Raw genomic sequence first — 1,118 nt, 5'->3', positions numbered from 1 at the left:
AAACTTTCCCTGTTGCCTCTCCTTTCACACCCAGACAAACCTGGTCTCCTCCATCGCCATCAGCAATCGGGATAATCCAGTCTGGCATTTGTTCTTCATAAGTAACTGTCATTGATATAACATCAAAGTCAGCATCGTCTACCCCAAAACCATAAAATAGCCCTAATCTTAAATGATTATTACTAGCCACTGGATTCTCTTCTAAGCTTGGAAATAAAACATTATCTGCTTGTATCGTGCTTCCACCATATCTTATAACGAATTCTTTGTACACCTCATCAAGATTTATGTTTAATTCGTTTTCAAATGCTTTGATTCTTCTTTTGCTTTCTTGTTCATTGCTTGATGCGTAATACTTCAAATCAAACTTGTTCATCTTTTCATTAATTTCTTGAAAGCTCAATCTAATATCCTCCTCTCAAATCGGAAGCTGAACCGATGTGCGGCACATTTTTATGTAATGCAGTTGGAATTAACTGTATCGTTGTATGATCTAAGTGATGTGGGGTAAGTTTGGCCGTGTATTTCAACCAATCTTCTGCCTCCCCTTGGGTTTTAAAACCTTTTAACTTTTTAATACGTTTATACACGAGAGCAAAATCAGAATCCTTGCCAGTTAATTCACCATCCTTAAATCTAATTGTACCTTTAGACCATGGGGTAAATATTGGGCGATTATTTACGAACTCTACTGGCTCTCCTTTAGTAACTGCATTTACTTCAGGTTTATCTGAATACCATTTACCATTACCTGGAGTACCTTCCCAACGTCCTTTAGTTCTAGGCAATCTTGTTCTAGGATTGGTGGACTTTATTAATTGAAGTAAGCGATCCTTTAAGTTTTCACTGTTAACTACATTATAAGGGACTCCTCCAGCCGGAACAATATCGTAAAGGGGATTATAAGGCAATAAATCAGCAATTGAGACATCTTTCACCTTTGAGCTTGCTATGCTGACTTTAGAGGTGACTTTTCCAGCTACATCTGCTTTTGTAAGAGAACCGGCTCCCTTTGTGCCTATCACAGAGGTAACTACTGTACCTATCGCATATGTCACCCATCTTGATCGGGAATACGCATCTCCATTTACCATATCTTTTTGATACGATTCCTCAAT

The 1,118-nt window shown here is 38.1% G+C and carries 2 protein-coding genes; both read right to left on the bottom strand.

Annotation, left to right across the window (positions count from 1 at the left end):
• On the bottom strand, window positions 1-403 hold a 403-nt coding region (locus ACFVQB_RS34430), incomplete at its 3' end, for an SMI1/KNR4 family protein (protein WP_379449894.1).
• 1 nt (window position 404) lies between these two features.
• Window positions 405-1,118: HNH endonuclease (locus tag ACFVQB_RS34425; RefSeq protein ID WP_379449891.1), on the bottom strand; the 714-nt coding region annotated here is incomplete at its 5' end.

Origin of the sequence: Paenibacillus sp. NPDC057886 (assembly GCF_042796655.1) — a bacterium.
In the GTDB taxonomy this organism is placed as follows: domain Bacteria; phylum Bacillota; class Bacilli; order Paenibacillales; family Paenibacillaceae; genus Paenibacillus.
Note: the sequence above shows the minus strand (reverse complement) of the source record. Positions and strands in the feature narration are given on the sequence as shown.